This window comes from Desulfobacca acetoxidans DSM 11109 (genome assembly GCF_000195295.1).
Taxonomy (GTDB): domain Bacteria; phylum Desulfobacterota; class Desulfobaccia; order Desulfobaccales; family Desulfobaccaceae; genus Desulfobacca; species Desulfobacca acetoxidans.
On the sequence record NC_015388.1, the window covers coordinates 2431577 to 2455372 of the forward strand.

A 23796-nucleotide genomic window follows, 5' to 3' on the forward strand; every position below is an offset into this window, starting at 1 on the left:
AAAAGAGGTATTCATGCTTCGTTGAGATTAGGCCTATTCACCCCGCCGCCGCCGGGCGTAGGCAACCAGACGGGCCATACCGGCACCTAAGAGCAACATGGCGCCCGGGAGGGGGACTTTGCCGTCAATGGGACCGTTGCCGCAGGTACCGGAGGCCCAAAAGAAGGTAAAGTTATCAACCGCGCCCAAGGTAATGGCAACACTGTTATCAGGATCGTTTCCGATGCCAGTTGTCCACACAACAGGAACATTGCCAATTACGTTGCCCAACGCAATTGCAGGGACATCGACGGCTCCGGCTGCATCCAGCGAACCGCCGTATTGCAAACTTGTCTGACCGGCGAAATAAAACTGAGTATTATTATACCCATTAGTGGCCACATCATAGACGTTGGTAATCCGGTTAGCAGTCCCGTTAGTGCCGTCATCCAGACCAATGGCATAATCAAAACCAGGACCATTGTACCAAAAATCTATAAAGAGGTCGGCGGTCGCAACTGCATCAATACTCTTGTTAAATACCGGAGACCAGTTGGTGTAAATGGTCAAAACTCCACCAATAAAATCATAGCCATAGGTATTGAATGGACCAGGATTAGTACTTGAAATGGGGTCACTGGCACCGTGATGCAGTACACCGGTGTTAACAGCCCCTTTCCATTTATAAACCGGTGTATCGGTAGCAGTATAAGCCAAAGCCCCGCTGGCAACGAAGCAGACCATCAAGCCGGCGCAGAGCAGAATAAGTATTTTTTTCATACAGCTCTCCTTAATTTAAATTAATTTTGGGCCAATATTTCCCTAACACTATAATATGATTATCATACCGGATATATCACCTCCTCAATGTCCCCTCCAATCGGGAGTCTCTGGATTAAAACGGCAATACTCACAATCCTTAGCTGCATTTTCGTAGTGCAAGAAAAATGCCTATTTCTTGGACCACTCAAAGGCGGGAAAATATCCCATATTTGACCCTGCCAGAGATTTCTTTTTGGCAGCTTGGTGCTAAAAATGCGGTGAATTATCGAGATATTTTATGAAATAAGATTTACTATCTTTTATAATCTCTTTTTTATCACCGGAATATGGGCACTTAGGTACCTATGTATATTGTTTCATAATTTTAACACGATGTTTATATTTCTGATTTAGGCCGAATTCATTAATTATATTCATAAGTAAAAAGGGAATAGCTCCTTCCCGGCGTATGATAGAGGAGATTTTAGCGAAAGGAGGCGTGGCTAGATGTTTCAAAATGTGAACTTAAAAAACAATTATTTCTGCTGCGTCATGCGGCAAATAAGCTATATTGCTAATATTTATAATATGATAGCATTTTGCAGGATATTGGCTTAAGAGTTGCATAATTAACAGCAGAATGCTCTCAGAGGCGGATCGGGGTTTTGAGGGAGGAATACAAAATTAAACATCGGCTGCCAAGATCAAACAGACCCCGAATCGGCACAATATCCCAGGGATAAGAAGTACCATGCTTAACTCTTGTGGTTTGTTAAGAAATACCTTATATTAAAATTAAACAAGGTTTTAATTCTTGCGTTGGGGTGCAATACTTGAAGGAGTTTTGATCGTCCATGAGTGAGTTTACACTGTTCTCGGCGCTGCAGGCCTGGCGGTTTCGGAAGTGGTATTTTATCCTACCTGCCCTGATTATTCCTCTGGCAGCGGTTATCCTTGCATTCCAACTGCCCCGGGTCTATGAGTCCAAGTCCACCATCCTGATTGAAGAACAACAGATACCGCCGGAGTATGTCCGCTCCACTGTCACCGGCTACGCCGACCAGCACGTCCAGGTTTTGACCCAGCAGATCTTGTCCCGAACCAAATTGTGGGAGATTGTAGAAAAATTCAACCTGTATTCCAAGGAGCGCCAAAAGGATAGTAGGGAAGATATCTTAGAGAAGATGCGCAAGGATATCATCTTCCAGACTATCAGTGCTGAGGTCCAGGACAAGAAAAAGGGCCGCGCCGCTGGCACTCAAAGTTTTACCATTGCCTTTAGTATCGCCTATCGGGGCGAGGATCCTCTCACCGTACAGAAAGTCACCGGCACCCTGAGTTCTTTGTACCTGGAACAGAACCTCAAATTCCGGGAAGAGCAGGCACAGACGACCACCAAGTTTTTAGAGGCGGAACTCAAGGAATTAAGGGATAGAATAGACTTCCTGGGCGGCAAAATCGCCGATTTCAAAGAGAAAAATCCAGGCTCCCTGCCCGAGCTGCAGCCGTTCAACCAGACTCAGGTGGTAAACCTGGAAAACGAGGTCCGACGGCTGGATAGTGAAATCCAGAGTGCCCAGAACCAGAAGATCTATCTGGAGGGGCTTCTCGGTACGGCACAGGTTTACCGCACGGAAACGCCGGACGCCGCTCTCAAGGACCCCCGAACCCGCTATCACACTTTAAACGAAGAATTAAAAAATCTGCGGGCCAAGTTTTCCGAGGATCATCCGGATGTCCAGCGCCTCCTCAAGGAGAAAACCCAGTTAGAGCAATTTTTAAAGATGCGCAAGAGCGGTGATATCCAAAATCAATGGAAGCTGGCCCAATTGCAGGCCGACCTGGCTGCCAAAGAAGGAAAATATTCCGAGCAGCACCCGGATGTGAAAAAACTGAAGAATGAAATCGCCCAACTGATGGCGGAGGCCCAGAAAGGTAATCCGACGCTTTCCGATATTGACCTGGCCAATCCGGCCCAGATGAACATCATCACGCAGAGCCAACAGCTTACCAATCAGATCAATACCCTGACGCAGCTCAGGCTGAAGCAGCAGGAAAAACTGGCCTCTTTCCGACAACGTCTGGAAGCCGCTCCTAAAATCGAACAGGAATATCTGGCCCTGCAGCGGGATTATCAAAACGCTCACGCCAAATACCACGAAGTGATGAACAAGTTAATGGAAGCCCGCATTTCCGAGGGTATGGAGCAGCATCAGAAGGGCGAAAAATTCACCATTATCGATCCGGCCTCTTATCCGGAGGAGCCGATCAAGCCGAAAAAATTGCTAATTGCGCTGGCCGGATTGTTTTTGGGCCTGGGGTGCGGTTTGGCCTGTATGCTCGGCCGGGAAAACCTCGACACCTCGATTAAAAGCGTAGATGAGTTGGCCGGACTCACCAAAGTGCCGCCTTTAGCAATCATTGGCAATATAACCACCGTCTATGACCTGGCCCAGCAGCGTCGGCGGCGTTACCTGATTCTGACGGCTGCCTGCCTGTCGGTTCTGGTGGCAATCCTCTGCTTTCACTTTTTTTATATGGACTTATGGATTTTGATGAGTAAATTAGAGCGGCTGGCGAATAAAATTTAAGTGGAGACTACCAGTGAGTTTTATTGAAAAAGCAGTTGAACTGGCAAAATCATCCCGTCGGCAGGAGGAAGGCAGTCACCGGAGTGAACTTGAAAAGCTCCTGGAACAGCAGCCGCTTTCTGATCTGGAAGAGGCCCCCTATCCTGAGGAAATTAAGGATATCGCCTATTCCTTAACCAAAACCGTGCCCATACAGATGGAAACCATGGTCCGCAACCGCCTGATTACCGGCGGCGTCAATCCTGAAATACAACAGAGTTACAAACTGTTGCGGACCCATATCTTACAGAAAACCCACGGTCAGAATCATAATGTCTTGATGATCACCAGTCCCATGCCGGAGGAAGGCAAGACCTTGACGGCTATCAATCTCGCCGTCAGTCTCTCCCAGGAACTTTCCCAGACAGTGTTGCTGGTAGATCTGGATATGCGATTTCCTTCCATATCCCGCTACTTCGGTTTTACGGCCGAGCGCGGCCTGGCGGATTATCTGGAGGGCAAGGCTAATATCCCCGAACTGCTGGTGCACCCCCAGGGTATCGACGGACTGGTGATCCTGCCAGCCGGGCGGCCGACGGAATGGGCGGCGGAATTGATCCGTTCACCTCGGATGCTGCAGTTGGTACCGGAACTAAAGAATTTTTATCCCAACCGCTATGTCCTGTTCGACCTGCCGCCGATGCTGTCTTTTGCCGATGCCTTATCGTTTGCCCCCCTGGTAGACGGAATCATTTTGGTGGTAGCAGCTAGAAAAACCTCGCGGGATGATCTGAAACGCTGCCAGGAGATGCTCCAGGGGAGGCCGATTATCGGCTATGTGTTCAATAAAGCTGAAGAATTGAAGCAATCCAGTTATTACCGCTATTACCGCTCCAGCGACAGACCCAAAAGATCCTGGTTTTTTTGGACGGGTAACGGGAAAAAGCAATAGGCATAGGAATGCTAACCAAAAGGCAGGATGCGCTGCGCTTTCACGCCCGACGAATAATTTCATAAGCTGGGGATGGTTAGCGATATCGGTATGCAGAACTCTAAATGGGAAATATGTTTAGCTGTCGGAGATGTGGCTGTCTTTTTCGCCGCCATCCCGGTTCTGCTGTTATGGCATTTACATTTAGGCCAGTCGCCGCAATTTTTTCCGGCCGGCCGGAAGATAACTTTGCTCATTCTCCTGAGCGTCAATCTTTTAGTGATCTACGTTTCCGATTTATACGACAAATATAAGGATTACCGGAATATTGAGAATATTTCCCGGATCATCTTTGCCGTTTGGGTCGGTATGGTGCTGGGCGGTCTGGCAATCCGCTTCACTAAGGACCTTTACCTCGATCCCAATTTTATCGAGTGGCATGCCCTGTGCTTTAGCGGGCTCCTGATCTTCTGGCGTTATCTGTTTTCTGCCCTGGCCCTGCCCCAGCGTTTACGGCGCCGAATGCTGATTGTCGGGGCTGGTGACTCCGGTCAACGGATTCTCAAGACAATTCAAGAGCGGCCGAACAGCGGTCTGGAACCCATCGGTTTTGTGGATGACGACCCTCAGAAAGTCGGCCAGCGCCTCAAAGGGATTGCGGTGTTAGGCACCTCCGATACTCTGACGGAGCTGATCAGGCGTTATAATATCGAAATCGTGGTGGTCGCCATCATTCGGGAAAAATCGCCGAAGCTCCTGAAAACCTTGAGCCATCTGTCGTTCAATCACTGCGAATTAGTTGATATGCCGACTATGTATGAACATTTAGCCAAGAAAATTCCCCTCGATTACATTTCTGACAACTGGCTGTTTCTGCATAGCATTTATCGGAGCAAATACTATTACCGCCATGTCAAGCGTCTCATGGACCTGGCCCTGGCTGCCGCTGGCCTGCTTCTGGCAGCACCGCTCTTGCCCTGCATTGCCCTGGCCATTAAGCTTGACAGCCCTGGGACAGTGTTTTTCCGGCAGCAGCGCCAGGGACAGACGGGAAAGTCGTTCAGCATTTTTAAGTTTCGGACCATGCGGGACGCTGCACCGGATCAGGAGCCGCAGTGGGCCGTGAAGGGCGATCCCCGGATAACTCGGGTGGGCTGGTTCCTGCGCAAAGCCCGCCTGGACGAGGTGCCACAGTTAATCAATGTCCTGAAAGGCGAAATGAGCCTGATCGGGCCCCGGGCGGAATGGGACGTATTCGCCCAGATGTCACTACAAGAAGAAACCAGATGGCGGCCTGGGCGCCGGGCCGGCGATCCGCCGGGCTTTATGGTGCCTGCCGGTGAAGTAGAACGGGTACCGTTCTATGGATTCCGCTCGGTGGTGAAACCGGGAATCACCGGCTGGGCCCAGGTGCAGTTCCCCATGGCTGGCTCTTCCTTCGAAGACTTGCAGGAGAAGTTGGCCTATGATCTTTATTACATTAAAAATATCAGTTTATTCCTGGACCTCGCCATCCTGCTGAAAACTATCCGGATTGTCCTGATCGGGAGGGGGAAGTGAAAAATCAGGAATTAGGGAAAAGGGAACAGGGAACAGGATGTAAAATACGTATGGTGGACACTTTTCACCAGTCCCCGGCCCTCTGGCTAACCCTGGGGCAGGTATTCATGGGTCTCGCCCTGTTATTGGCCCTCGGGTATTACCTCTGGCCCGCTCTGGTCCCCCTGGCTACCCGCATCGCCAATGACGACAATTACTCCTCAGGCTTAATCATCCCCTTAGTCATTGGCTATATTACGTATCGCAAGTGGCCGGAACTGCGCCAGCCCTGGCGGCCCTCCTGGTGGGGGCTGGCGGTCCTGACTCTCGGGTTCGGCCTGTTTTTCTTAGGCGCAGTGCTCACCATCGAATACATTTCGCAACTATCCCTGGTAGTGCTGTTGGCGGGCGTCTTGTGGCTGTTGGGCGGCTGGCAGCGGGTGAAGCAGTTGAGCTTCCCCCTCCTCCTGCTGGCCATGGTTATTCCCCTGCCCCAGTTCTTTATCAGCAAGTTGACGCTCCGGATGCAGCTGGCCTCCTCGCAACTGGCCGCTGAGATGCTCCGCCTCGCAGGATATCCGGTGGCCTTGTTCGGCAATGTCATCGACCTGGGAGACCGCCAACTACAGGTGGTAGCGGCCTGCAGCGGCCTGGGGTATCTCTTCAACGCCCTGGGGTTGGGAGTCATCTTCTGCTACTTCTTCCAACGGCAGGCCTGGAAGGTGGTTCTGCTGCTGCTCGCCATGATCCCCTTCGCCATCGTGGGCAATGCCACCCGCCTGGCCTGCATCGGCATCTGGCCGATTTTTGAGAAAGGCTTCTGGCATGCCAGCTTCGGCCTGAGTATCTTTATTCTAGGTTTTGACTATTTAAGGGGAATCAACTGGCTCTTGAACTATGTCAGCCCGATGTCAACCAGGGAAGAGGGAAAAGGAAAAGGGGAAAAGGATGCAGACCTGATTCATGAAATGCCAATCCCAAACCCCGAGTCTACGCTTCCAGGTCCTCGGCCGCGTTTTTCATCTTATGCCTCTCTGGCTGCCGGGTTGGTACTTGTCCTGGTGATCAGCCCCTTTGCCGTCAGAGGAGTGCAAGTAACGCCGGTGCCCTTGAAACAGAGTTTTGAGCGTTTTCCCATGCAGTTAGGCCCTTGGGAGGGACGGCACGTCCACGTTGAATCCTCCATAGTGGCTGCCACCGGTGCCGACAAGGTCCTGAACGCCGATTTTACGAATCCGGCTCAAGGTCCGGTCTCCCTCTGGATCGCCTATTATGAAAATCAAAGGTCCAGGGCCTCGGTCCACTCCCCTATGACCTGCCTCATCGGCAGCGGCTGGAAGACGGCACACACGGAAGTATTTGAGTTAGCGCCAGGAAAACCGATAAACTTTTTAATCCTGGATCAGGGCGGCAACCGGATGGCAGTATATTACTGGTATTTCGAGCGGGGCCGCTGGCTGGCCAGCGACTACGGCCACAAACTGGGCATCGGTCTCGATCGGCTCCGGCTCGGCCGGGCCGACGGCGCCTTGGTGCGATTGACCACCCCGGTAACCGGGGATGTGGGACAGGCCAAGGCCCGGTTGGATAGTTTCCTGCACCAATTACGTCCGATACTGCCAGAGTTTATAAAGGATGACAAAAGATCAGAGAAATAATAAATTAAAGCTCCGGAACTCCTGGCAGAGCTTTTTTCCCTAGTTCCCAAGTTGTCCTTGGGAACCCAACGTCCCGCCAGCCTTGGTCTGGTCACCTCTTTAGGAGTTGCCAGTAAATTACGTATGTTGTTTACTAGTCCGGAGATATTCCATGGGCACACAATTTGTCTTGAGTGAATATATCAACCTGTCAATGGCGCAGGCAGTCTACGACAAACTAGAAGATGGCACTTTCACCGGTCGAATTCCTTCTTGCCCTGGAGTCCTGGCATTCGGAACGACCTTGCGTCAATGTGAGGATGAATTACGCTCCACCCTGGAAGATTGGATTCTCTTAGGTCTTAAACTGGGGCATAAACTGCCGGTTATTGCAAACATCAATCTAAACCGGGAAGCCCGCCATGATTCAATGGGAGCCGTGTAAAAGGCGAATTTTTATCCAACGATTGCGCCGCTTCGGTTTTGTGGGTCCTTTTTCCGGAACGCGGCATCAATTTAGGTATTTTATATCGTTTGCAAAAATTTTGTCCTTTATGTCTCCCTCTCCCCTCGAGGGGAGAGGGTCAGGGTGAGGGGTGATAATATTGGCCGATAACGGTAAAAAAATTTATGTCCTCCATATCGTGGGCGCCCGGCCCAACTTCATGAAAGCCGCGCCGGTGATGCGGGCCCTGGCTAGATACCCAGAATTATCGCAAAAGTTGGTACACACCGGCCAACACTACGATGCCAATATGTCGGAAATTTTCTTCCGGCAATTAGGCCTGCCCGCCCCCGATTTTAATCTGGAGGTGGGCTCCGGCTCCCACGCCTGGCAAACTGCCCAGATCATGATGCGTTTTGAGGAGATCGTGCTTCAGGAACGGCCTAACCTGGTACTGGTCTATGGCGACGTCAATTCCACCGTGGCCGCCGCCCTGGTCTGTGCCAAATTGGGGATACCGGTAGGGCACGTCGAAGCCGGGTTGCGCTCTTTTGACCGGACTATGCCTGAGGAGATCAACCGGCTGATTACAGATCAGATAGCCGACCTGTTGTTTACCCCTTCCCAGGATGGCAATGATAATTTAATCGGGGAAGGTGTAGCGCCGGAGAAAATTCACTTGGTGGGCAATGTCATGATCGACACCCTGGTGCACCTGCTCCCCTCTGTGAATGGCCGCTGCCGCCAGGAGCTGCATCTGGAACCCAAAAAGTTTGCCCTGGTGACCCTGCACCGGCCGTCCAACGTCGACGACCGGGAGCGCTTCGCCGCCATCCTGAAAACCCTGGATACCATCAGCCGCAACCTGACCTGCGTTTTCCCGGTCCACCCCCGCACCCGGGCCCGGCTGCAGGAATGGGACCTCGCTATTCCCGATGAGAGCCGCCTTCGCCTCCTGGAGCCTCTGGGTTACCTGGATTTTTTGGGTCTGATGCAGGAGGCCGCCCTCGTGATCACCGATTCCGGGGGGATTCAGGAAGAAACGACCTTTTTGGGCATCCCCTGCCTGACCTTGAGGAAAAATACCGAAAGGCCGATAACGGTGGGGGTAGGGACGAATATATTGGTGGGAGAAGATTTGGAACACCTGGAAAATGAAACTCAGGCTATTCTTAACGGAACCGGTAAAACGGGAGGAGTCCCCCCCCTGTGGGATGGCAAGGCGGGGGAGAGGATTGCTGAGATTGTTTGTGAATACTTATGAAAATATCCTTCGTCCTCTATCAATAACCTAATACTTAATTCAATTACCGAGAGATGTTTTCGACCATATCGTTGATACCCATTCCTGGGCAGGCCCGAAGCCCAGAGCATTTTCGTATTGGTCACAGTTTATCGCTATGCTCCACATAAATGGTTTTCGCTCGTTTAAAAATATGGCGCTAACGATCCTACCCCCTAAGGGTAGCTTTATAAGAAATGTATTTACCCTTATGACCGGGACAGTGGTGGCACAGGCTATTCCCATCATGGCTTCGCCGATCCTCACACGTCTTTATAACCCAGAAGAATTTGGCAGTTTGGCCCTGTTTTCCGCTGTTGCTTCAATGATCGGAGTTATCGCCACCGGCCGCTATGAGCTTGCAATTATGTTGCCCCAGGAGGAAGAGGAGGCTATAAACCTGGTGGGGTTGTCCCTCGCCATCACTCTTTGTTTGAGTACCATTACTTTTTTGGTTGTCGCCGCATTTAATCGGGAAATTGCCAATCTTTTGGGCAACCCGAACTTTTCAATTTGGCTGTTTGCCATTCCGGTTACAGTATTCTTGACCGGTTTGCAAAACACCTTTAATTATTGGTTTAACCGCAAAAAACGCTATGCCAAGCTGTCACTATGCAGAATAACCCAATCCTCGGTAAACGTGTCTGCTAATATCGGGATGGGCGTGGCAGGATGGCAGAAAAGCGGTCTCATCGGGGGGTTGTTAATTGGTCAAAGTTTCTCAACCGCTTATTTAGTTTGGCAGGCCTGGCGGAGGGATCGCAGCAAAAGCAGATTGGTAAATAAATCTTTAATGGCTAAGACTGCCAGAACTTATAAAGATTTTCCCACCATAAATTCTCTGCACGCCTTTTCTGATATGTTGCAGAACAACGGTGTTATTTTTTTACTTTCTTCTTTCTTCGGGCCATCGATCCTGGGTTTTTATTTTTTATCTGTGCGTATATTGAAGACCCCTTTGATGTTCATCGGGTCCTCTGTAGCCCAGGTATTTTATCAAAAGGCCACCGAAACATTTAACGCTGGGGGCAACCTCCAAGGCTTGGTAAAAAAAACAATGTTCTCACTAATGGCTATTGCTTTCCCGATATTTCTCCTCATTCTCTTCTTGGCCCCATATCTGTTCTCGCACATTTTTGGGAAAGAGTGGAGGGAGGCTGGATTCTACTCTCAGATTCTTGCTCCTTGGTTTTTTTTAAACTTTATTTTTTCTCCAATTACACAAATTCCCATAATTGTTAATAGACAAAAGATGGGGTTTATGATTACATCTATCGGTAATTTATTAATATTGATTTCAATTTTTTATGGAGGTTTCATTGCCAAGGATATCTATCTGGGGCTCTATCTTCTCTCAACAATTCTCTCGGTTTATATGATCTGTTTTGCTTTCTGGTTATATAAGGCCGCCGGCCAGGTTTCCAAAATAATTCCATGAGAATGTTCACCGAAATTTTTAATCGTTTATACACCAATTATTTACGGACACTAGGAGCCCAGATCGGGCGGAATACTTCAATATCTTATAAAACCGATATCTTACAGGCTTATAGGGTTACAATAGGATCGAGATGCATTATTTACAAAGAGGTCTCAATTTATATTGGGCCGCGGGGTTCTTTGCGTATGGGGGATCAATCTCATCTTGCCCCTTACTCCTATCTCCTGATAGAGAATAACATCCTGCGACTTGGCAATAAGGTCGCTGTCGGCCCCTTCTGTGGTTTTTTTTGCCACTCCAACTATTTTTCAGAGCCCGGAATTCCATTCTGCGACAGTTACGTGGACGGCAATATACTCATAGGTTCTAATATCTTCATAGGTGCTCAGTGCATTATCCTTCCAGATACGCATATTGAAGATAATGTAATCGTGGGTGCTAATTCTCTGGTAAAGGGAACTTTGGAGAACGGCCACCTGTACGCTGGCATACCTGTTAAGAAGATCAAGAGAATAATATAATCCGACATGATCAAGTACTCTTTCACGTGTAATTCGTTGAAGTTAAAACATTTCGCTAAGTGGTTATATATGTTGCTTTGTTTTCCAAATCATCAAAGGTTCATCCGGCTATTTTGCGAAATCCTGGCCTCATACCTTGCTATACCTCCTGAGAGGGTTTTTCTCTTCGCCTCCGGTCGAATGGGACTATATACTCTCTTAAAATCATTAGCCTTACAACCTGATGACGAAGTTATCGTCCCTGGGTACACTTGCGTCGTTGTGACAAATGCCATCAAATACGCCGGTTTGAAAATACGGTATATTGATATTCAGTCTGAGACCTTAAATCTCGATACCAAACTATTACTCGAAAGCATTACTCCTAAAACTAAGGTCATTGTGGTCAGTCATAATTTTGGTATTGTTTATGAAGATATTCCTCTTATAAAGCAAAAATTTCCACATATAATAGTGGTTGAAGATGCTGCCCATGCCCTAGGTTCCCGCTTTAAAAATGGGCGGAAAACTGGAACCGAAGGGGATGCGGCTTTTTTCAGTTTTGAATACTCCAAACCCATCACTACCGGCTTGGGAGGCGCATTGATTGTGAACAACGCCCAACTTCATCCAGCAATCGAAGAACTGTATAATAGATTTGGCTTCCCGCCGCGATTCGCCACTGTAAAGGTACTTATCACGCTTTTCGTACAGCTGTTAACCTCATACCGCTACACAGTCTGTCTCCGTGGATTGATGATCCAGGGTATTAAACTATTAGCGCTGTTGGCAACTACTTCAAAGGCGGAAATTCAAGGAGCAATGCCCCACCACTATCCCTCCAGGTTGGCCCCCCATCTGGCACTATTAGGTTTTCTGCAAATGCAGGAGATAGAAGCCATCAGTTGCCGGAAAGCCGCCATTGCGGGTGTTTATCACAAGATGTGTCAGGAAATATCCGGAGTCTATGATATTTATAACGCCGAATACGTCTACGTACGCTATCCGGTCATTTTTTCTGAAACGGCAGACCAGAGCCGAATCGATGAGATAGGATTTCTGGTTAAGATAAAAACAGGTATTGCTTTAGGTGAATGGTTCAATGATGTCGTGCATCCCAAAGGGAGCTATCGATACGATTACAAAGATTATTCCTGTAAGATTGGTGAAATAATGGCTCAACGGATCATCAATTTCCCGATAAATATTCATACCACCATTGATACCCAAACAACGAGGAAGCTAATATCAATATTCAATGATTTTTTATTAACAGGATAAATTCCAATAGTCATTCTGGTCTATGATTGATTAATCCTCTCTTTGGACTCTCTTCATGTTATTTTGCATGCCACATAATATGAATGAAATGAACGCTGCTTAGAAGATCGCCCAGCATAGATTGAGCATATTGCAATTATCCAAAGCTCTTCGATATATCATTGGCGCTTTTCAGCACCTTGGCATTCACTACAGGCAGGCACTACGAGTATTCATAAAGTCTCCATAATCATGGCCTGTAAAACTATTCCGATATTCCCCTTTTTTGCCGGACACAAGTTGTATGAAGATAATTATTAAAGGAACACCTCATTTTGTTAGCACAATTTCAGAAGCTTTAAAAATTAATTATCCAGAACACGAATATATTGTGATATATTCTGGAGAGACAATTAAAGAAAGAATACGTATGTTATTTAAATATATTTATAACATTATTAATGCAGATATTATTTATATTATATGGGGAAAATGTTATAATCGACCAGATATAAAATTAGCTTTGTTATTAAAAAAGAGGGTATATATGCATTGGATTGGCAGTGATGTAATCACTGCCAAATATAATTTTAATAAAAATTATTATAGAAATTATAATATTAATAATATTTATCACTTATGCGAAACGCCATGGATTCAACGGGAACTAAGAGAGATTGGCATTATAGCCGATATTGTAAATTTATTCTCTTATGACCGTATTAATAATATTGATAATACACTTCCTGATCGATTTTCCATATTATCTTATGCTGCTAAGGGAAAAGAATTATTTTATGGGCTTGATAAATTAATCCGATTAGCTAAAGATTTCCCGGAGATCGAAATAAGGATTACAAATATATCGGATTATGACGATGATTTGCCAGATAATATTAAATTATTGGGCCGGGTTCCAGACATAATACAACAATATCAGGATTGTGTTTTATATCTACGCTTGATTGAACATGATGGACTATCTTTTTCTGTCCTTGAAGCCCTGGCACACGGCAGGTACGTAGGATACACTTATAAATTCAATAATACAATCTATATCGATAGTTATATCACATTAAGAAATGTAGTTAACAATTTATTTTTAAATTTTAAGAATAATACGTTAGCTATAAATCAAGAAGGGATTGATTTTATCAAATTGAGATTTAGTAGCAAGGTTGTATCGAAACATTTAATTGATAGATTTATGAAATAGGGAATATTAATGAAAAAAGTATTAATATTATCATATTTTTTCCCACCCCGACCTGGGATGGGATCTATGAGATTTTATGGAATTTCAAAATATTTGCCTCGGTTTGGATGGGAACCAATAATAATTACCGCTAAATTACCAAGTCATCATTCTCACGATGTGAAAGTAATTGAAACGAAATATTTTGATATAAATAAATTATTCAAATCAATATGTGGATTCGATCATAAAATGGGGATATTTGATCAATTACATGGAACGCAATATAAAAAGAAGGGAAATTGGTTCATTATAATAAATAAATTAATTAAATTATCTCAAGACATTTTAAACTTCCCGGACGAACATATCGGTTGGTATACATATGCACTTAAAGCTGCATCTGATCTAATTCTCAGTGATAATATAAATGCTATAATAAGTACCTCGTATCCAGTAACAGCACATTTAGTCGCAAATAAACTCAAATCAAAATATAACATACCTTGGATCGCAGATTATCGAGACTTATGGAGTCAAAATATCTATAAGAATAAATTATTATTATTAAAATATATTGAGACTATCTTAGAATATAATACTATTCAAAAAGCTGATTATTTGGTTACTGTTGATTCAGATGTGGGCAGATTAAAGTCGTTACATAAAGATAAAAATATATATCATATTACAAATGGATATGATCCTGATGAATTATCTATATCTCCATTTTTTGAGTCTAATAAATTTACAATTACTTATACTGGAGGAACACTATATTATGGGAAAAGAGATCCATCTATGCTTTTTCAAGCAATTAATGAAATGATTAACGATGATATAATAGATCGTTTGAACATTGAATTACTATTTTATTGTCCGAAAGAAATATGGCTTATAAACAAAATTAAAGAATATAATTTAAACGATATTGTTACCTTAAAGGGATATATACCAAGATCAGACGTATTAAGAGAACAGAGGAGAGCACATTTATTATTATTGATGCAATGGAATCATCCTTCTGAAAGGTCAGCTTATTCTGGTAAGTTATTTGAATACTTAGCAGCTCGGAGACCGATAATTGCCTTTGGGCCAGGAGGAATTGTTAACAAGCTAATTTATGATACAGAAGCTGGTCATTATGTAAATAACTTAATCGAGTTAAAAAAATATATTTCAGCGTATTATAAGGAATATTTGCAGACCGGTGAAGTCAAATATAAAGGAAATCAGAATATCTATAAATATAATTACTATTCCATCGCTAAGTTATATGCCAGCTTATTAGATAATCTTATTACAACAACTGGTTAACTATAATTTATTTATATTATTATGGCATTATATATATTGTTAATATTTGCACTATTACGTCCTATTACAATAGGAATTGTACAATATATACCATTTATTCTAGAATTGTTTGCCGTAACATTTTCATTGTTATTTATTATTATTATTTGTGCGAACTTAAGAAATATTAAATATGATAATATCGATATTATTATTTTTATATATTATTTTTATTGCGGCCTGAGTATTTTGTGGGGATCCAGTTATAGAGAAGTATGTAGATTTATTTTACCAATATTGCTTTTTTATGTAGTTAGAATCACTATCACAGATAGAAATGCTATTAAAGCTTTGTTAACGAGTTTTATTTTAGGATATAGCTTTTTAATATTAGGAAGCACCTTTTTAATAATATCCGGTAGGTCTGAAAGCATTATAGTCTATCATTCTGGTATAGAAAGATTTCAAGGAATGGCATCAGGGCAGCACGCACTGGCACATTCAATGTTTATTTTTTCGATTATTTATGCACTATTCAAAATATACTATATTAATATATCAAAAATCTTAGAATATATTTTATTATTATTGCTTATTTGTTCCATTTATTGTTTGTACAAGACCTTTACTAGGACAGCTCTCTTAGGTTTAATAATATTTTGGATGATTTTATTTTTCGGTTGCAATAAAAAATTATTTGTAAGTCTTATATTGGGCGCTCTAATTATTTCATTTTTCAATTATGAAAAAATACATCAAGTTATTTGGCAAGTAGAACCAGATATTGGACATTCCGAGAATATTGATCATGCTAGCAGTGGAAGATTAACTCTATGGAGTCATAATTTATATATTTTTTCCCAATTAACAATTGTTGAAAAGATGCTAGGAATAGGAATAGGCAACGAAGGAACACAAATAGAAGAATTACAGAATATAACTGCTTTCTCTCATAATGATTATTTAACATTATTAATGACAACCGGAATTATTGGGTTATTGTTATATTTACTTATAATATATAATTTTATTATTCACGTAACTACATTATACTTAGAGTATAAGGTAAAATATATATTTATAAGTTTTTTTGTATCCGTTTGTATTATGAATTTTTTTAGCAATAGTTACATTAATCGATTTGAATTAGGGCAATTATTTTATTTATTTATGGGATTAGCTTATCAACTGCAAAGCGAAAACTTCCAAAATATTAGGTAAATTATTAACGGAATAAATTCTAAATATTACAGGGTAAAATAAAATATAAATAGCTATCCTAATTAAGGCCTTATGCGATATTAAATATTATAGTTATAAAATTGTTTAATAAATTTTAGATATCCACTATAACTATATCATTATTTAAATAATATAGGTGCTATCGTTATTAATTATTTATTGATTAGATGTCAATTTTCTATAATTATACCGATACTAGGTTCGAGATTTGAATAAATTAAAAAATGTGATAATGATTGGACCGTGTGCAGAAAGTCAAGGTGGTATTTCTTCACTTATTCAAAATTATATATCTTCCGGAATTATGAAGAAGTTACATATAGATTATTATCCTATTCATTTTGTAAATTCATACAGTTATAATAATCTTTTTTATTTATTGGCAATAATAAAAATATCTCTTAACATTATTAGGTATGATATATTACACGTCCATGCTTCTTCATGGTGGAGCTATAGGAAAATATTCCCTCTATTAATATTAGGAAAATTATTAGGGAAAAAAATTATTATTCATCTGCACGGAGGAATGTTTGATATTTATTATAAAGAGGCATATAATTTTGAAAAAAATCTTATCCGTTATGGTTTTTCTTTGGCCAATCGGGTGATTGTACTGTCCCACGAATGGATCGAAAGAATAAAAGCATTTTGTGAAACAGCGAAGATTAGAGTGATTTCTAATTGCGTAATAATTAAAAATAATAATAAATACTTGCAGAATATAAAGAGATTAGTTAAACCGCGCACGATATTATTTATGGGAGACATCGTTGCACGAAAAGGCGTATACGATCTTGTCGAAGCCATAAAATTACTTCAACCTATTGAGTCTGAAATATCTGTAATTTTATGCGGGCAAGGCGAGGTTGACAGAGTCAGAAATATTATAAAATTGGAAGGTCTTGATACTATAGTTTCTGTTCCCGGTTGGGTATCGGGTTCCAATAAGGAAAATTTATTTAATATCGCCTACCTTTTTATATTGCCTTCCTACTTTGAGGGTTTACCCATGAGTATACTAGAGGCAATGGCTACTGGAACACCGGTAATTTCGACATCGGTGGGAGGTATTCCTGACGCAGTGGGAAATGGGATTGAAGGTATTCTGATCAAACCAGGTGATATTTTGGGATTGGCTGCGGCAATAAAAAAAATGCTGAATAACGAAGGCTTATGGGCTACCATGAGTCAAGCAGCGAAACATAAAATTTCTAAAAAATTTTCAGATAAGCGAATTACATACCAATTAAGAAATTTATATGCTGAATTATGATAAGTTAGGGGCATAAATAATGATTCGAAGATATGCTAACTATATTCGGAAAAACATTATCCGACTGCCTAACTTTATTAATTACTTTATTTTAAATATCAACCAAAATCCTACCATGATATATGGGATAGATTATCAACGTTACAAAAAATATTTAAATAAATCTGACACCACTTTCAATTCTGAATTGCATCTTCTCAACGTTGTCAATAGTGCAATCCAAACCGTTCCATATTATCGACGGCTTTATAGGGGCATGACTTTCAAAGATATTAACCAATTCTCTAAATGCTTTGGCTTCATCGATAAAGATATAGTCATGATTAATATGAAGGATTTTATCAGCGATAAAGTTAAAATAGCAGATTACGATTTTGGAACGACAGGCGGAACAAGCGGTAAGCCATTGCAATTGATTGCCCCAAAAACCCGTTATATAATTGAATTTGCCACCATTCATAGTATATGGGAGAGAATAGGGTATAAATTTAACGTTAGAGCTGTAATCAGAAATCATCGGCTACCAAAGAGGGTGATTTATAAAATCAATCCTTTGATGAGGGAGGTGATATTCGATGGATTTCGGCTAAACGACAATTATTTTCAAGATGTCTATAAAACTATCCGCCGCCTTAATATCGCGTTCATCCATTGCTACCCATCTGTCGCCTACGAGTTTTCTGTGTATCTTCTCAAAAATCGTTTAGACGTATCATTTATAAAGGCCTTTTTATGCAGCTCAGAAAATATCTTCGATTATCAATTAGACTTGGTCCAGAATAGACTTGGTATTAGATTTTTCAATTTCTATGGTCATAGTGAAAAATTAGTACTCGCAGGATTTTGCGCCAAATCGGATTTATACCACATTGAGCCGACTTATGGTTATTTTGAGCTTGTAGACACGGAAGGAAACGGCATAAAACAAGTAGGAGATATAGGAGAGATTGTGGGGACCTCTTTTCATAACCCAGGCATGCCATTAATTCGATATCGGACAGGAGATTTTGCAGAATATGTAGGAGATATTTGTCCAGTATGTCATCGACGTGTTCCTGTTATTAAAAACATTATGGGCCGCTGGCGAGGCGACCGGATATTTAACCGTGATGGCTCATTTGTCACCACAACAGCCTTGAATTTGCACGATGAACTATACTCGGTAATTTATGGCTTGCAATATGTTCAAAAGGAAAAAGGCATACTTCAGATTTTAATTATAAAATCACCATTATATAATTCTATGCATGAGGAGATACTTTATAAACATTATAAAGATAAACTAAATAAAGATACAAAGATTGAAATAAAATACGTTGATGAGTTAATAAAACAACCAAATGGGAAATTCCTTCTCCTCATAAGCAAAATTTCCTCAACTAATTAATAATAGTGATAATCTTTTTATAAATACTTAACTAATATAATGAATGTGATTTAATAAATATTATTATTCAAACTACACTCTTATAATAAAGATATTTTATTATCTGCGTATATATTACTGCAGTACCGCAATGGCATAATTTTATATAGTATTGCCTGCAATACGGTTAACATATTGAATTTATATAGTACAATTATTGAAAAAAAACTAAATTTCTTTCTAATGCGTCTGCAAAACGCCTCGCTTCCTGAAGTAATCAATCGGATTGGAGATTTTTTGTTTATTTTCCGGACGCGGGCCCGATTTAAAAAAAGCAAGATTTTTATTAGTGACTCTCTAATCCCATCTGCCGATGTTGATCACCTGCAGTTGCCAGAATTCCGGTATCCAGGAAACGATTCCCGCTTACAATCTCTTCTCTCTGGCGAGACCTTTACGCTCAATGGCAATAAAAGAGAGATAATCGCATTTGAAGACAGAACCCGAGGCCGGTTTTCCTGCGACATACCTGTTTCTCAAAACAGCATAGACATCCGCATGGTCTGGGAACCGGCAAGGCTTCAGCATCTCACCATACTTTTGTTATACCTTCGAGATCATAACTACCAATCCGATTCAGGAGATTTTAGAGAGACAGCTAAAGATTTCCTCACCCCTCACCCGACTCCTTTACCCTCAGGGGAAGAGAGGAAAAGAAAGGATGAATCTCTGTGCCGGGGAGAGGGGAGAAAAAATGATAAATCTCTGAGCAATGGATATAAAACTGATTCCTTTATGCAAAACATTGGAGAATTCGTTAGGAATTCGCTCCTGGACTGGCTTGACAAAAATCCTTTTCTCTCCGGCCCCCACTATTTCTCGGCAATGGAATGCGGCCTCAGAATCCCGGTATTTTTTTATGCCTTGAAAATTTTAGATAATCTTGATGACTTAGAACGGCAGCGAATTCTTACTTCTATCTATCAGCATGCTTGGTGGATTTCCCGGCGTCTCTCGCTCTACTCCTCCCTGGGCAATCATACGGTCTGTGAATGTATCGGACTGGTCTTTGCCGGGGCTGTTTTCAGGTCTGCCCCCGAAGGGATAGCCTGGCTGAACCGTGGAATCGAACTCTTGCAGCAAGAGCTTTTTCATCAGATTCTGGAGGATGGTGGCCCGGCGGAACAGTCGCTGAACTATCACCGGTTTGTCTTGGACCTCTATTGGCTGGCTGCTGACTTTCTGGAAAAGAACCGCTTATACGATTGCCCCGCTTGGAAGCCCAGATTGCTCCAGGGAGAGACCTTTCTGCAGGCATTCTGTGATGACCAGGGAAATTTTCCGACTCTGGGCGACAGCGATGACGGTTGGGCCATAGCCCCTGGCATACGCCCGCTTAGAGGATCACCGTTTTGCATTAAGTTGCAAAAAATACAGCCGCCAATCCAAGCAAACTCTGAGGCAATAAAAAATCAGGTGTCCTGGGAAACCTTGCCATCCTCAGGCTACACTATTATACGGGATAAATCCGGTCTTATTTTAACTTTTGATCATGGGCCTTTAGGGATGGCCCCGCTCTATGGTCATGGTCATGCTGATGCCCTTTCCATAAACCTTAGAGTCAACGGCAGGACTATACTTGTTGATCCCGGCACCTATCGATATAATGGCTTTCCGGAGTTCCGGCGGTATTTCAAAGGTACCAGGGCTCACAATACCGTAGCCATTGATGGCCAGGATCAGGCCGCCCAACAGACGGGTTTCATCTGGAGTCACCCGTTTAGGGCACATTTGGTCCGTACCTGCCCGATTGATAAAGGTCTGATCATCGAAGGTTCCCATAATGGTTATGAAAGGCTAAAAGACCCGGTGACACATTCTAGAATAGTCTCTTTCCTGGAAGGTCGTCATCTTTTAATCCGGGACACGTTCTCTGGAACAGGAACACATTTTTTTGAACTGAATTTTCATCTCCATCCCGAAGCGATAATAGGTGCTGAGAAAGAATGGTGGGTTATTCAATATGGCGAAGCGAGGGTTTTTATGAGGCTTTTTTCAGGGGGCAGTTTTACCCTGATCAAGGGTCAGGAAATACCGCCATTAGGGTGGTTTTCCCCGGCTTATGGGACTAAGCTTAAAAGCCGCGTCTTAAATTGCACTCTGAGCGGCAGCGTCCGAAACATTCAATTTCTGACGGCTATCTGTATCGACTCCCCCGGGGAGGACGATTTCCTCCTAGAAATGGCAAATTTATTATGACTAAACGCCTAAAAATTCTTGATATCTGGGTTGATGCGATAACTAAGCCGGAGGCAATGCAAAAGGTGGCTGATATTTTGAAAAACGGCCAAAGACCGCATGCTATCTTTGCCGCCAATCCGGAAAAGAACTTCTCTGTTCCCAAGGACCCGGAATTACATAAGATATTCGAACAGGCCGATATTCTCCTCCCTGATGGTATCGGCATGGTGTGGGCAGCCAGAACGCTGTATGGGGCCAACCTAGACCGCATTCCCGGAGCCGAATTTTTCGAGGATATCTGTGCGTTGGCCGCGCAAGGAGGGTATAAGGTTTTTATCTATGGCTCAACTGAAGAAGTCAACCGACAGTCAGCGGAAATTTTACAAGCTCGCTTTCCGGGTCTGTTGATTGCCGGAAGAGCACATGGCTATTTAGGCATAAAAGACATGCCCGCCCTCATCAAACACATCAATAGTTCACAGGCTGAAATTCTTTTCATAGCCCTGGGTTCCCCCAAACAGGAGAAATGGTTTGGAGCTCATAAAGACTCTCTCCGCTCTGTTAAGATCGTCCAGGGAATTGGCGGCACCCTTGACACTATAGTAGGTAAGGTCCGAAGGGCTCCTGAGATTTGGCGTCGGGTTTATGCCGAATGGTTGTATCGTCTCCTCAAAGAGCCGAAGCGCTTAAAAAGACAGAAGGTCCTGCCCCTTTTTATGGTAGGAGTTTTACATAAAAAATTTAAACAAGTTATTTGCAGTTTGGGCGGGTCATAGACCCGCCCATTAATAATACATAGCTAATTTTGCTGAAAACTTATTACTGCCTGAGCACTTGTGCACTATTTTTGTTTATAATTTGATCCGCCTACAGTTCGAGGACTAATCACTCCGCCAGTCTTATAATATTCTATTGCCCCTATGCTGGGGGGATTGCGCCATTTGTTGCCCTGAAAATCTGTGATTAGCCCTACAGGACAGCCTTTCCCGATGCAAGGAGATATTGTTTGTAATCTATAATCTGTAGCTTTAGAGCCGCCAGCGTTGATAAATTGCGGATTAGCCACCATACTATGTTTTTCAAAACCAAGCGCCTGCATCTGGGCCAAGGTTTTCTGACCAGAAGGCAACCAAAATAAACCATCTGTATCCCAACAGTTATAATCTAATATTAACTGATTTGTATAACTCGCAATTCCAATAGCTGCTACTGATCCATAGTTCGCAATGATGTTATTGCGTATAGTCCAATAATGATTTGAGCCACTGATAAAACCTAAATATATTGGATAAGTATCATCACATCCAAAAATAACATTGTTTTCAATATAGTTCATTTCCGAACTATTTAATCCCTGCCTTAGATAAAATCCATAGCTGCCGCCAAGTGCACCTTTCTTCCCTGTATTTATAATAACATTGGAATACACACGATTATTATCTAAAGCATAATTTCCATCTCCTTCCATCTGGATAGCTCGCGCAATGGTATTATAAATAAAGTTATTACGAATAGTATTATTTGAAGCAGCGTAGCCATCATTGGCATAAAGAAAAATAGCTTTCTGAAAACCTCCCTTTACAATATTTGACTCAATTAAACAATTAACTGGATTTTGTAGTCCAAACGCCTCTTCGTCTTGCCATGCCCCATTACGGGCCCATCTATCTATGCCATCTATAGTGCCTCCATCTTCAACTATATTATTTCTTATAATATAATTATCATTTGAAGTTCCATATAAATGATTTGCTGCTTGACAACGATAATAGTAATTATTTTCTAAAGTAAGATTAGAATTGGTGATTTCACCGCCCATTGACATATAAATGCCACACATAGAATAATTAAATACACAATTACGGATAGTAAGGTAACTTGTATTAACAGAAGGATTACTATTAATAATACAATATTCGCCATTTCTAATGGTTAGACCACTAATAATTATATATGATCTGTTAGTTAAATCTATCAATCCGCGAATCTGATTTTTTGCGTATGAAACAATATGATCACTTGGCATACCTGAAGTGGGTTTATAATAGACCTTACGAAATTCAGACGAATTATAATACCAGTTTCCATCAGAGCAGGTTGAATTGCTTGCAATTTTTAAGGGCAAACCGTCTTCGTAAACATGATTAACATAGGAATCCACAGGGTCAGAATAATATACCCCAGGTGTGCCGGTTCCGTCCCAGGAGGTTATGCGCCTCCCCGCATCTATTAATGGCGACTCCCCATCGGCAGCAGCATAGGTTATACATCCGCCCGCTTCTGATCCACTTGAGGGAGGAATAATTTGAGAAATAATACTCCCACCCTGCTCGCTTATTTTGATTATATCGCCAGGAGAAAACTTCGCTCCATTATGCACCGCCACACTCATACACTTCGACTTATCCGAAGGTGGTCCTGTTGCTGCTTCTTTATTTGGCGCCGTGCCATCGGCCCGCATATAGTAAGTGGCGGCTTGTGAGCCATGTACCCAGCACAGACTAAGCATGATTACCATGAAAATAGTTTTAATGGACTTCATCATCTTTCCTCCATCTATAATAAACGAATCTGGATAATACAGTCTCTGGTCTCCGAATAATGGTCTCTGGTTTCTTGTTTCCGGTTTCTGGATGATTTTCATGACCTGCAAGCCACCCACGAACCAAATATTATTTGCCGGTAGCACAGGTTTTCAATTTTGTGCAAAAGTTGATTTCCCTGTAGCTCATTCGAAGCCCCATTGAAAGGCACAAATCTTCAAGTCTTTGCTTATTAGGGGCTACTCATGACGCAGACCTGGAGGTCTGCGCTACCGATCTTCTGGCATAACA

Annotated in this window: 18 protein-coding genes; 16 read left to right on the top strand and 2 right to left on the bottom strand. The window is 42.7% G+C overall.

The window, feature by feature from the left end:
- Positions 1-33: 33 nt before the first annotated feature.
- Positions 34-759: a VPLPA-CTERM sorting domain-containing protein gene (locus DESAC_RS10890; RefSeq protein ID WP_013707127.1), complete on the bottom strand. Its 726-nt coding sequence runs from the start codon at positions 757-759 to the stop codon at positions 34-36.
- Positions 760-1595: 836 nt separating this feature from the next.
- On the opposite strand from DESAC_RS10890, the gene DESAC_RS15335 reads away from it, so the two are divergent.
- From DESAC_RS15335 to DESAC_RS10970, 16 genes are all read left to right on the top strand, one after another.
- Positions 1596-3332 (top strand): GumC family protein, encoded by a 1737-nt coding sequence (locus tag DESAC_RS15335; RefSeq protein ID WP_013707129.1) that lies wholly within the window; start codon positions 1596-1598, stop codon positions 3330-3332.
- A gap of 13 nt (positions 3333-3345) precedes the next feature.
- The gene (locus DESAC_RS10900; protein ID WP_013707130.1) at positions 3346-4263 is read left to right on the top strand and encodes a CpsD/CapB family tyrosine-protein kinase; all 918 of its coding nucleotides are present in this window, start codon (positions 3346-3348) and stop codon (positions 4261-4263) included.
- A gap of 132 nt (positions 4264-4395) precedes the next feature.
- Entirely contained in the window at positions 4396-5802 is a 1407-nt protein-coding gene (locus DESAC_RS15340; protein ID WP_218915673.1) for a sugar transferase, read from the top strand.
- Entirely contained in the window at positions 5799-7439 is a 1641-nt protein-coding gene (locus DESAC_RS10910) for an exosortase C-terminal domain/associated protein EpsI (RefSeq protein WP_013707132.1), read from the top strand. Before DESAC_RS15340 ends, DESAC_RS10910 begins: the two co-directional genes overlap by 4 nt.
- 151 nt (positions 7440-7590) lie before the next feature.
- Positions 7591-7863, top strand: a complete 273-nt coding sequence (locus DESAC_RS10915) for a type II toxin-antitoxin system HicB family antitoxin (RefSeq protein ID WP_013707133.1) — start codon at positions 7591-7593, stop codon at positions 7861-7863.
- Positions 7864-8023: 160 nt separating this feature from the next.
- Positions 8024-9127: a non-hydrolyzing UDP-N-acetylglucosamine 2-epimerase gene (gene wecB / locus DESAC_RS10920; protein WP_013707134.1), complete on the top strand. Its 1104-nt coding sequence runs from the start codon at positions 8024-8026 to the stop codon at positions 9125-9127.
- Positions 9128-9299: 172 nt separating this feature from the next.
- The gene (locus DESAC_RS10925; protein ID WP_258164917.1) at positions 9300-10583 is read left to right on the top strand and encodes a lipopolysaccharide biosynthesis protein; all 1284 of its coding nucleotides are present in this window, start codon (positions 9300-9302) and stop codon (positions 10581-10583) included.
- Positions 10584-10771: 188 nt separating this feature from the next.
- Complete coding sequence (locus DESAC_RS16315; RefSeq protein WP_169311530.1) at positions 10772-11107, top strand: acyltransferase; 336 nt, start codon at positions 10772-10774, stop codon at positions 11105-11107.
- Positions 11108-11176: 69 nt separating this feature from the next.
- Positions 11177-12367, top strand: a complete 1191-nt coding sequence (locus DESAC_RS15345) for an aminotransferase class I/II-fold pyridoxal phosphate-dependent enzyme (protein ID WP_169311531.1) — start codon at positions 11177-11179, stop codon at positions 12365-12367.
- Between the two features lie 283 nt (positions 12368-12650).
- Positions 12651-13562, top strand: coding sequence for a glycosyltransferase family protein (locus tag DESAC_RS10940; RefSeq protein ID WP_148231232.1), 912 nt, complete (start codon positions 12651-12653; stop codon positions 13560-13562).
- A 9-nt stretch (positions 13563-13571) separates the two neighbouring features.
- Positions 13572-14858, top strand: coding sequence for a glycosyltransferase (locus DESAC_RS10945; RefSeq protein WP_013707139.1), 1287 nt, complete (start codon positions 13572-13574; stop codon positions 14856-14858).
- Between the two features lie 21 nt (positions 14859-14879).
- Positions 14880-16058, top strand: coding sequence for an O-antigen ligase family protein (locus DESAC_RS15855; protein ID WP_013707140.1), 1179 nt, complete (start codon positions 14880-14882; stop codon positions 16056-16058).
- A gap of 229 nt (positions 16059-16287) precedes the next feature.
- Positions 16288-17355, top strand: coding sequence for a glycosyltransferase family 4 protein (locus DESAC_RS10955; RefSeq protein ID WP_013707141.1), 1068 nt, complete (start codon positions 16288-16290; stop codon positions 17353-17355).
- Positions 17356-17374: 19 nt separating this feature from the next.
- Positions 17375-18742 (top strand): phenylacetate--CoA ligase family protein, encoded by a 1368-nt coding sequence (locus DESAC_RS10960; protein WP_013707142.1) that lies wholly within the window; start codon positions 17375-17377, stop codon positions 18740-18742.
- 774 nt (positions 18743-19516) lie between these two features.
- Positions 19517-20980, top strand: a complete 1464-nt coding sequence (locus DESAC_RS10965; protein ID WP_169311532.1) for a heparinase II/III family protein — start codon at positions 19517-19519, stop codon at positions 20978-20980.
- Entirely contained in the window at positions 20977-21738 is a 762-nt protein-coding gene (locus DESAC_RS10970; protein ID WP_013707144.1) for a WecB/TagA/CpsF family glycosyltransferase, read from the top strand. Before DESAC_RS10965 ends, DESAC_RS10970 begins: the two co-directional genes overlap by 4 nt.
- Positions 21739-21803: 65 nt before the next feature.
- Here the strand turns inward: DESAC_RS10970 and DESAC_RS10975 are convergent, their stop codons facing one another.
- Complete coding sequence (locus DESAC_RS10975; RefSeq protein ID WP_013707145.1) at positions 21804-23507, bottom strand: right-handed parallel beta-helix repeat-containing protein; 1704 nt, start codon at positions 23505-23507, stop codon at positions 21804-21806.
- Positions 23508-23796 lie beyond the last annotated feature (289 nt).